The sequence below is a fragment of the Gimesia panareensis genome (genome assembly GCF_007748155.1).
In the GTDB taxonomy this organism is placed as follows: domain Bacteria; phylum Planctomycetota; class Planctomycetia; order Planctomycetales; family Planctomycetaceae; genus Gimesia; species Gimesia panareensis.
Map to the genome: position 1 here is coordinate 3,410,534 of NZ_CP037421.1, position 9,114 is coordinate 3,419,647.

Here is a 9,114-nt window from a genome sequence, read left to right on the forward strand (position 1 = left end):
AAACAAGAGCCGTAATTTGAGAATTCAATGGCTCTCCGCAACCCCATTCACCCGAGGCAACACCACACAGGGATAAAAATAGACAAACGTCATCGCCGTGTAACAGGCGTAATGAATTTCAGCTTGCCCCGCAGGCACCGCGTTCTTTCGCACCACGCAGGTCCCGGCGTACCGGTCGGTCAGTGACTGGCGATCCCGGTCCACTCCCACCCACAGCAGATCAAACAGCAGGTTGAAGGGAGAGTAAAGATTCAGCAACAGGCGATACGTCATCCGCAACACAGAAGGCTTTGTGCCCCGCAGGGTGACAATCCGGGCCCCCGTCACCCAGTAGCCCACACTCCGCACGCGCGAGGGTCGCAGCACGGCCAGATAGCACCAGCAGCAAAAGAACCAGACCAGGTCCGGAGTCAGCACAAATTCGTACGGCACATATGTAAAAAGGATCCAAATCGGGATCCAGAGCAGAAAAACAAGGCTGACATCCACCAGCGAAATGATCAGGCGACGGCGAAAACCGAGGTAATCGTCAGGCGCAAAGTAAACGCCTTCCCCCAGGGAACGATCCCGTGCAACTCCTGCCATCCTGCATGATTCCTGACTGTGAAATAGAGATGTTTACTGATTGAACCGAACTTCAATCAGCCCTGTATTCTACAGCTCACCAGCCAGATGTGCAAACATTCAGTCCAGGTGTCGCCGTTCAGGCAACCCGGCATTTCACAAACAGAAACCCGGGTGCCGTCGACAGTTTCTGGTAGCTTTCCGGATCGCTCTGCTGCATGCCTGCCTCCGGCCGGCCTTCGCTCAATTCCACGATCAGGAACCCCGCGTCGATTAGCGGCTGCAGAATCGCAGACAAAGGCCGCCGGTAATACTCCACGCGCACCGGCTCTCCCACCGTATTCCACTCGTCGACGATTTTCTCCGTCAGAAAATAATTCCCGCTCGGAGAAAACGAATAATCGACGAACGGATGATGAGTGGAAAACACAAACAGCCCGCCCGGCTGGAGCACGCGTCTCACCTCTGAGAGCAAAGGCGTGAAATCTTCCAGGTAATGCAGCGCCAGCGGGCAGATCGCCAGGTCATACGCCCCATCCGCTTCCCGGGGCAGTCCCAATGCCAGATCCTGCTCATAACAGCACACCGCCTCTCCCAGGTTCTGTTTCACCAGGGCGACCATTTCCGCCGATCGGTCCACCGCAGTCACTTCCGCCCCCTTGCTGAGCAGAATTTCGGCATACACGCCCGGACCGCATCCCAGATCGAGAACTTTCAGCCCCTTCAGCTCCGGCAGCAGTGCCAGCAGAGAAGGGCGGTCATACCCTGCGTTGTAGCTGTTATTGCGGATCGCCGACGCATACGCGGCTGCAAATTCGGAATACATCGGATTGGACATCAGACTGGGCTCCCGGCAGAAGTGAATTGACTCGCATTGCGTATGTCAGTTCTGTCTTATAACACGGCTCCGTCCCCGCGACAATCATCGCGAGAACGGAGCCTGTACCAGTCCCGAATCCGGAAGCTTTGATTTAGTAGCGGGCCACAGCATTCAGATAGAGCTCTTTAGCCAGTTCCCGTAGCGCCTCGTCCGCCTGGATGCCGCCGATGTTGGTCATCATCACGATCGCGATATCTTTCTCTTTATCAATCCAGATCTGGGCCAGATTCTTCCCATTCGAGCCGGCATGATAGAGCAGGGGATACGGAGCCCAGTCCACTGTCAACCAGCCCCAGCCATGGGCATATTTCCCATTGGGCGGCGTTCCCGGACGAGCCGGCTTGTCCCCTTTGATTGTGAAGACAGGGGTGTGAATCTTCTTCACGGTTTCCGGTTTGACGATATTGCACGGAGGCCGCGTCCCGTTACCGGCGTTCCAGCCGGCCCAGGTCGCCAGATCCAGAATCGACAGGTGCAGGCAGCCCGCCGGCCCCAGGATCATCGGGTTATCCGCATTCGGGCCCGCCATGTAAGCCTTGACCTGACCGTCTTTCTGAACCACGTGTCCCAGTGGTGCATCAATTTTACCCAGGGTCGACTGTGTCCCCAGACCGGCGGTCGTCAGCTGAAACGGTTCAAAGATCCGCTCGACAATCAGCTCATCCCAGGCTTTGCCGCTCACACGCTCAATCATCGCGCCGGCAATCGTATACCCGCGGTTGTTGTATTTCCAGGCAGTGGAGGGCTTCGTCTCCAGGGGCAGCTTGACCGATTCCTTCAGCAGCCAGTACCGCAGATCATTCAGATCCCCATCCACGTCGAAAGAATCCTTTAGCAACTGCATCAGGTTCTCATCGTCGGCTCGCATTCCACTCGTATGAGACAGCAGCTCTTCCAGTGTCACCTTCCCAACACCAGGCGCCATTGTGTCCTTCAGTTCCGGAAACACGTCCTCCAGCGTGGAATCCCACTTCAGCTTCCCTTCTTCGATCATCATCGCGGCAATGGTCGCGGTCATCGCTTTGCCGTCAGAGCCCAAGTGAAACTTATCATGAATGGTGACTGGAATCTCCGCCCCCATTTTCCGGGTTCCGACGACGCCAAATTCGGTGATTGTACCCTGTTCCACCACCGCAGCAGCCAACGCCGGCAGATTTCCCGATTTCAGATAGGGGGTCAGCTTATGATTGATATTCTGTGCTGCCAGTGGCGTCTGCACAATCAACAGACTCGCTGCCACCAGCAAAAATCCCGCCCGGCCACGCAATAATTTCATCTCTCACTCCCGCTCGATGTAAACAAACAAGTTTGAATGGTCTTGATCACCTGAGCCCGCTCTCTGTTTATCGTGCATCTGCAAAGGCAGCTGTGGAATCATCGTGTAAAAAACAGAGACATCAGTCAATCGACATACAATGACCCGCCCAGGCTTTATAACTGCTCTGCAGCGTCCGCAACCCGATAACCCGTATAACGTGAGTGGATCCCCATCTGGTTAAAGTGCGCTCGATCGAGGAGGGCTTTCAGCCTTCATGCTGATGGGAGAAGCCTTCTTCAAATACAGTCCTTTCGCAGCCGCCTGCATGTTGAGTACGGCATCCAGCAGGCATGTCAGTACAAACAGTGACATGCCGGTGAAATACATGCCTTTAAAAGCGGCAAGTAAAGCCATCATGAAGAACAGGAAAAACAGGTTAAACTCGAAATAAGCCATCAGATAGTTCTTCATCAGAATTTCTCCCCAGGAGGGGAACAGAAAACTGCGGATCCCAATCTCCAGGGGGCTCCAGTACACAGCCCCACAGTGTCGGCATTCATAATGGTCAGCCGGGATCGCCCCAAAACATTGACCGCACAGCTGTTCGCACGATTGCGTCACTGGAGGATCAAAGTGGTGATCTCTGAAGATCTGACGGTTCTCCGCGGCCAGGTGCTGCATCCATCTCTGATCTTCTTTATTGATGTTCGGGTAGTGGAGTTTCTCACCGTCTCTCAGTTCCAGCCTGGTATACCCGAGTAAGCTCACTTCCAGGGATTCCAGCTGGCTGTAATAGATCGACCAGATCATATTGAGCGGCCTGCCATTGTCTTTGGTCCGGAAGCTGAGCACACGCAGATTCGTCATCACAATGGCCCGGCAGGACGTCGATGCGGCTTTCAGCCCGCCTTTGCGAAACAGCCGGGATAATGTCCATTCATTCCCGCTGGTCACCAGTAAAACCTGCTCCCCCTTCAAGAGGATTTCTTCCAGCAGGGGTTCCAGTTGCTTCACAGCCCTGAACTTCACCCTGATCCAACCCTTGGCGGACCAGCCCTCAATCCGGGGAAACAGCGTCTCCAGTCGATACGAAATCTTCGGAGACAGCTCCAGTTTCAACTCCTTGAGTTTATCAGCAACTTCAGCGTGGGATAGATTAGACATGGCTCATCCTTCCTTAATTGAATCATCAAAGAAGATTGAGTCTATTTTACCCGAAAAAGTATCCGGGACCAAAAGATTTTTACAGGGACGGCGCCAGGTCACCGAATTATAAAAGGCAGAGGTTGACAGTCGGAATTTATGACAACCGCTCCTTCCAGGTTTCCACATCCAGCACTTCACTCAACATCATCTGCTGCGCACACAGTATCGACCTGTGCAGCTCTTCCGCCGTGACCTCACCGGCCGAATTCGACAGCGGCAGCGTCCCCGTCGCATCACTCAGAAACTCCACCGTAAACCCACGATGCACCGCCTGGCGGGCCGTCGTGTCACAGCACATATGAGTCATGTAGCCGGCAATCGTCACCGTATCGATATTGTGCTCCCGCAGCCAGGCATCCAGCTCCGTCCCTGTGAAACTGCCCGGCAGGGTTTTCTCGATCATCAGATCACAGGGACGCTTCGCCACTTCGGGATGCAGTTCCCAGTCCGGCGTCCCCTTCTGAAAGAACGGCATCTTCGGATCGGTCATATGATGCTGTATCACAATCACAGGCACCTGCTTCTCACTCGCAGCGTCCATCGCTTCCAGAATCCGTTCCAGGTGCCCCGCCGGATACGTGATCGGCAGCGCTCCCGTAAAATACTCATTCTGCATATCAATCACCAGCAATGCCCGACTCATGAACGCTCCTTAAAAGAAATTTCAATCAGTAAGAGATCCAATATCATGTCAGACACACAACTCACCGGCAAGCAAAGAACATTGGTGCTGACTTTCGTGCACTTTTTCCTTTCGTGCTTTTCGTGTCTTTCGTGGTAGAAAAAAAAATTTCGTGGTAGTCCCACGGTTTCAAGTGCCATCCATGTCGGCCAGGTTCTTAGGCGGTGGAACTGTCCCCGCCCGTACCTCCGCGATCCGCTGCTGCAGATTCACATTAATCGGATCATCGGGCGCCCCCGCGACTGCGACCTCAATCTCCTCGGCCGCCTCGTCGAGTTCTCCGCCAATCAGCAGTGCCAGCGCCAGGTTCGCCACCAGCCCCATATCGTCCGGCTTGAGTTCTTTTGCATGCCGGGCCGCTGCAATCGCCTGAGCGGTCCGCCCCAGCTTGAGACACTCATACATATATTCCCGAGCCGTATCCGCATTGTTATCCTTCAGCCGATACGCCTGCCGGAACGCATCACAGGCCGCCTCCGTATTATCCAGCGCCTGCTCCGCTTTACCGATGATCCACCACGCAGATCCGTTTCCCGGGTTGATCTCCAACACCCACTTGAGCATTTCAATGCCCCGTTTCAGTTCTTCCTGCGCTGTTTCCGAATCCGCCGGCTGCGTCTCGCGTCCCACGATCTGCATATAGGGATTGATCAGGTCCAGTCCCGCCCGATACAGGCGATCGTGTTCCTGCGAAGCCGGCGTCTCCCCAATCCCCGAGACATCCATAATCACCTGCATGTCGCAACCCGCCAGGGTCATTTTCTCCAGCTTCTCCTCGTGGGGATCGAGCTTGCGCATGATCGCTCCGCCCCCCTCCAGGGCGACAATCCTCCCTCCCAGGTTAATCAGACCGTTGACCACCTCCATCCCGATTGACTGCAGGCCCTCCTCCAGATCAACCCGCACACCCACTCGAAACTCACGCAGGTCCGGCTCTCTCTCTTCCTGATTCTCATCCCCAGACGACATCCGCACTCACTTCCTTTCATATAAGTTAGACTTTCGTGTCTTTCGCGCTTTTCCTGGTAAATTCAATTCCCTGGCAGTCCCATTATCCTCCACCGGGGTGCCACTGTCGGCTTGACCAACAGTGCTCGAACCAGCGTCCTGCATCATCATTAATTTTGAAATTTCAAGTCTTTCGCCGAGCCAAAGTACTCTGCAAAAGCACCATAAATCGGCAGCCCGTTCGCCGTGTCCAGCACCGAAAACCGCACCTGCCGGAAACGTCCGTGGTAAGGCCCCCCCGGCTTCAGGAACTCCGCAAAACTCGCGGCCACCATCTGGGGACAGTTGCAAAACACACCACAACCCCAGGCACCCAGTACCAGCGTAGCACAGCCCTTGCTGGCAAACAATGCGAGTACCTTATCCATCCGCGCCTGCAGCACTCCGGGAATCTCTGCCACCATCAATGGTCGGTGCTTCTGAATCGCCCCCGCATTGGGCGCCGGGCTCGTCAGAAAGTCCACCTGATAACTCGCATCCAGAAATGCCCCTGCATCATCCCGAAACACGGGACACCCGGGCGAATAGATCATCCGGTCCGAATAAAAGGCATCTTTCTGGTTCCGATGAGTCTCATAGAATTCCGTATGAAACAGGTTCAGCGAACCATACAACGCCGAACTCCGCGCCAGGCTCTCCTCCTGCGCCTGGCTGCCTCCCAGAAAGCCACCGCCCGGATTTTTCGCGGAAGCAAAATTCAACACACCGATCCGTCCTGCATTTTCGCTCAATGCCAGCGCATGCGCTCCTTCGAGCGTCGTCTCATTCGCCAGTTCAAACCGGGTTCCGTCATAAGGGCAGGGTCCGACACGACCTCTTCCCGCAACCGCTCCAGTTCCCCGGGAGTGTAAAATTCCGAACCCGCGTTACAGGCCTCCATTGCCTCAGCAATCGAAACCGATTCTCCCTGCGGATTCACATACCGCCCCACATCCATCACCTGCAGTGTCGTCTTCGCCAGATTGGCACGTCCTGATCGACTCCTCATAGTCACAATCCTTTCTCATTCTTGTTTTTATTCTTCTATGATTCACTACCATTCTACCTTAGTGTATAAATTACGACAAGTTCACCTGAAACAGGTTCACGCTTTTTTAATCAAACCACCCCGTTTCTGGCCTTTCTCATCCTGGGGTCGGGTGCCACTGTCGGCTTGACCGACAGTGCTGCTTCATACATAACAGACTTTCATTCATTGCGTAAATCTGGTTAGAATGAGAACTGCTCATACACACTCCAGCACAGGATCAACATCATGCCACGCATTGCCCGCCTCGTCTTACTCGTCTGTTTCACCCTGAGCCTGCTCACCACAGCCGCCAGTTTCGCAGCAGAACCCATCCCCATCGGCTCCCGGCTCGAACTGCTCGTTGACGACACCCTGATCGACTCCCGCAGCGACAACGCCCGCTTCGAACTGCATCATCCCACACCCCGCGAAGTCGTCTTCACTTACGACAAACCGTGGGAGGGGAGTGGCTGCGGCTATCAGAGCATCTTCAAGGATGGCGACAAATACCGCATGTACTACAAAGCCTGGCACCTCAACGTCCAGGAGAAGAAATTCGGCCCCGCCAACAGCAACTTCACCTGTTACGCCGAGAGCGACGACGGCATTCACTGGACACGCCCCGACCTGGGCCTCTTTTCCTTCCCGCCCGGCAGCGGTGACAAGCACAACAACATCGTCATCGGTAAAGCCCGCCGCGACTGGATGAAGTCCGCCAAACCCGATCCCGTGCACCCCGCCGTCTTCAAAGACGAAAACCCCGCCTGTCCCCCCGATGCGAAATACAAAGCCATCCTCCGTTCCCGCGGCACACACGGTCTACTGGCCCTCAAATCGCCCGACGGCATTCACTGGTCGCTGATGGCGGAAGAACCGGTCATCACCAAGGGGGCCTTCGATTCCGAAAACCTCGCCTTCTGGGACCCGGCCACGAAACAATACCGGGCCTACTGGCGTTACTTCACCAAGGGCACCACCAATGAAAAGAACTGGAAACCCTCCGGCCTCCGCGACATCCGCACCGCCACATCAGACGACTTCATCCACTGGAGCGAACCCCAGGACCTGAAATACGGCAACGCGCCCCCCGAGCAGCTTTACACAAACCAGATCAAACCCTACTACCGCGCACCGCACATTCTCGTCGGCTTTCCCACCCGCTACGTGGAACGGGGCTGGTCGAAATCCATGGAACAGCTGCCCGAGTTCAAACACCGCAAGATGCGATCCTCCATCTCCAACCGTTACGGCATGGCGATCACCGAAGGCCTGTTCATGACCAGCCGTGACGGCGTCAATTTCAAACGCTGGCCCGAAGCCTTCCTGCGTCCCGGCATCGAACGCAAAGACACCTGGAACTACGGGCATCAGTACATCGCCTGGCAGCTGGTCGAAACCAAATCCGACATTGCAGGCGCCCCCGATGAACTCTCCCTCTACGCCACCGAAGGCTACTGGACCGGCGAAGGCAGCAAGCTCCGTCGCTACACCATGCGGATCGACGGCTTCGTCTCGATCAACGCCCCACTCAAAGGGGGAGAGATCACCACGAAACCGATCACCTTCACAGGCAAAGAGCTCAAGCTCAACTTCTCCACCTCCGCCGCCGGCGGCATCACAGTCGAACTGCAGACTCCCGAAGGCCAACCAATCGAGGGTTTCACAGAAGCCGACTGCATCGAACTCTTCGGCGACACCATCTCCCGCTCCGTCAACTGGAAGAAGGGTTCAGACGTCAGCAGCCTCGTCGGCAAACCAGTAAGATTAAAGATCAAACTCAAAGATGCCGATCTCTATTCGTTCAAGTTTGAGAATTAAGGACTTATATCCTCAATCTTTGAATCCATGTCCTGAGCCGTACCTGATTCCTTTAGTTGATATTTCTTTACCTGGAGAGTTTTCTAAAAACTCTTCATATTTTTTAATACATTTATTCTTTAGACGCCAAAGATAAATAATTGCACCGATAATTAAAAAATATGGTATAGATCTCATCAGATCAAAGTTGCAAATCGGAGCAGAAAAACCAGGCACAACCCTTTCAAATAAATGAAATAGAACAACAACGCTTCCCAATCCAAACGCTAAAGCAACTTGTAATCGCAAATGAGTTAGCATTTTATTCTTTGGCCTATGCTCGCCAAAATAATAGTGAATTTGCTTCAAATCCCCCTCACTCAGAAACTGTCTTTCTATATTGGCAATAATTACTAAATTTCTGTTATACCAGTAAGACGCATCTAGTGAATGAGCAATCAACCATGCACAGAGAAGTAAGATAATACTAGTGGCTATATCTAAAGGCACCACTTTTTTTTCTACAAGTGCAAGAATCGCAAAAGCTCCAATTAGAACACTTATGCTCTGCCAGATCACTAAAATGTGACGATTGATGTCATTAAACATTTGATCGTACATTTTCAAAAGTAATTCTTCACGATTACTCATAATTCCACCTTGAGAAGTTCTTTCACCTCTTTATGAACTTCATATTTCATCCAAAGCTT

At 53.8% G+C, this 9,114-nt stretch carries 10 protein-coding genes; 1 reads left to right on the top strand and 9 read right to left on the bottom strand.

Going from position 1 to position 9,114, the window contains the following annotated elements:
- Positions 1 to 24: 24 nt before the first annotated feature.
- From Enr10x_RS12910 to Enr10x_RS30525, 8 genes are all read right to left on the bottom strand, one after another.
- A complete protein-coding gene (locus Enr10x_RS12910; RefSeq protein ID WP_145449668.1) occupies positions 25 to 585 on the bottom strand; it encodes an RDD family protein in 561 nt (186 codons plus the stop codon).
- Between the two features lie 118 nt (positions 586 to 703).
- Positions 704 to 1,402 (bottom strand): class I SAM-dependent methyltransferase, encoded by a 699-nt coding sequence (locus tag Enr10x_RS12915; protein ID WP_145449671.1) that lies wholly within the window; start codon positions 1,400 to 1,402, stop codon positions 704 to 706.
- A gap of 133 nt (positions 1,403 to 1,535) precedes the next feature.
- Entirely contained in the window at positions 1,536 to 2,720 is a 1,185-nt protein-coding gene (locus Enr10x_RS12920) for a serine hydrolase domain-containing protein (RefSeq protein ID WP_145449674.1), read from the bottom strand.
- A gap of 219 nt (positions 2,721 to 2,939) precedes the next feature.
- Positions 2,940 to 3,866 carry a hypothetical protein gene (locus tag Enr10x_RS12925; protein WP_145449677.1) on the bottom strand — a complete coding sequence of 309 codons (927 nt, stop codon included), beginning with the start codon at positions 3,864 to 3,866 and terminating at the stop codon, positions 2,940 to 2,942.
- 136 nt (positions 3,867 to 4,002) lie between these two features.
- Positions 4,003 to 4,551: a cysteine hydrolase family protein gene (locus tag Enr10x_RS12930; RefSeq protein ID WP_145449680.1), complete on the bottom strand. Its 549-nt coding sequence runs from the start codon at positions 4,549 to 4,551 to the stop codon at positions 4,003 to 4,005.
- Positions 4,552 to 4,719: 168 nt separating this feature from the next.
- Positions 4,720 to 5,559 (bottom strand): tetratricopeptide repeat protein, encoded by an 840-nt coding sequence (locus tag Enr10x_RS12935; RefSeq protein WP_145449683.1) that lies wholly within the window; start codon positions 5,557 to 5,559, stop codon positions 4,720 to 4,722.
- A gap of 149 nt (positions 5,560 to 5,708) precedes the next feature.
- Entirely contained in the window at positions 5,709 to 6,329 is a 621-nt protein-coding gene (locus Enr10x_RS12940; RefSeq protein ID WP_261343261.1) for a TIGR02452 family protein, read from the bottom strand.
- Positions 6,326 to 6,586 carry a poly(ADP-ribose) glycohydrolase domain-containing protein gene (locus tag Enr10x_RS30525; RefSeq protein ID WP_145449689.1) on the bottom strand — a complete coding sequence of 87 codons (261 nt, stop codon included), beginning with the start codon at positions 6,584 to 6,586 and terminating at the stop codon, positions 6,326 to 6,328. The genes Enr10x_RS12940 and Enr10x_RS30525 overlap by 4 nt, the downstream gene beginning before the upstream one ends.
- A 267-nt stretch (positions 6,587 to 6,853) precedes the next feature.
- Between Enr10x_RS30525 and Enr10x_RS12950 the strand changes: the two genes are divergently transcribed.
- Complete coding sequence (locus Enr10x_RS12950; RefSeq protein ID WP_145449692.1) at positions 6,854 to 8,425, top strand: glycoside hydrolase family protein; 1,572 nt, start codon at positions 6,854 to 6,856, stop codon at positions 8,423 to 8,425.
- A gap of 12 nt (positions 8,426 to 8,437) precedes the next feature.
- On the opposite strand, the gene Enr10x_RS12955 is transcribed toward Enr10x_RS12950, so the two are convergent.
- Entirely contained in the window at positions 8,438 to 9,055 is a 618-nt protein-coding gene (locus Enr10x_RS12955; protein ID WP_145449695.1) for a hypothetical protein, read from the bottom strand.
- Between the last annotated feature and the right edge of the window lie 59 nt (positions 9,056 to 9,114).

Coding starts and splice junctions, on each gene's coding strand:
- Enr10x_RS12930 (WP_145449680.1), bottom strand. CDS start 4,551: ATGAGTCGGGCATTGCTGGTGATTGATATGCAGAATGAGTATTTTACG.
- Enr10x_RS12950 (WP_145449692.1), top strand. CDS start 6,854: ATGCCACGCATTGCCCGCCTCGTCTTACTCGTCTGTTTCACCCTGAGC.
- Enr10x_RS12910 (WP_145449668.1), bottom strand. CDS start 585: ATGGCAGGAGTTGCACGGGATCGTTCCCTGGGGGAAGGCGTTTACTTT.
- Enr10x_RS12925 (WP_145449677.1), bottom strand. CDS start 3,866: ATGTCTAATCTATCCCACGCTGAAGTTGCTGATAAACTCAAGGAGTTG.
- Enr10x_RS30525 (WP_145449689.1), bottom strand. CDS start 6,586: ATGAGGAGTCGATCAGGACGTGCCAATCTGGCGAAGACGACACTGCAG.
- Enr10x_RS12955 (WP_145449695.1), bottom strand. CDS start 9,055: ATGAGTAATCGTGAAGAATTACTTTTGAAAATGTACGATCAAATGTTT.
- Enr10x_RS12920 (WP_145449674.1), bottom strand. CDS start 2,720: ATGAAATTATTGCGTGGCCGGGCGGGATTTTTGCTGGTGGCAGCGAGT.
- Enr10x_RS12935 (WP_145449683.1), bottom strand. CDS start 5,559: ATGTCGTCTGGGGATGAGAATCAGGAAGAGAGAGAGCCGGACCTGCGT.
- Enr10x_RS12915 (WP_145449671.1), bottom strand. CDS start 1,402: ATGTCCAATCCGATGTATTCCGAATTTGCAGCCGCGTATGCGTCGGCG.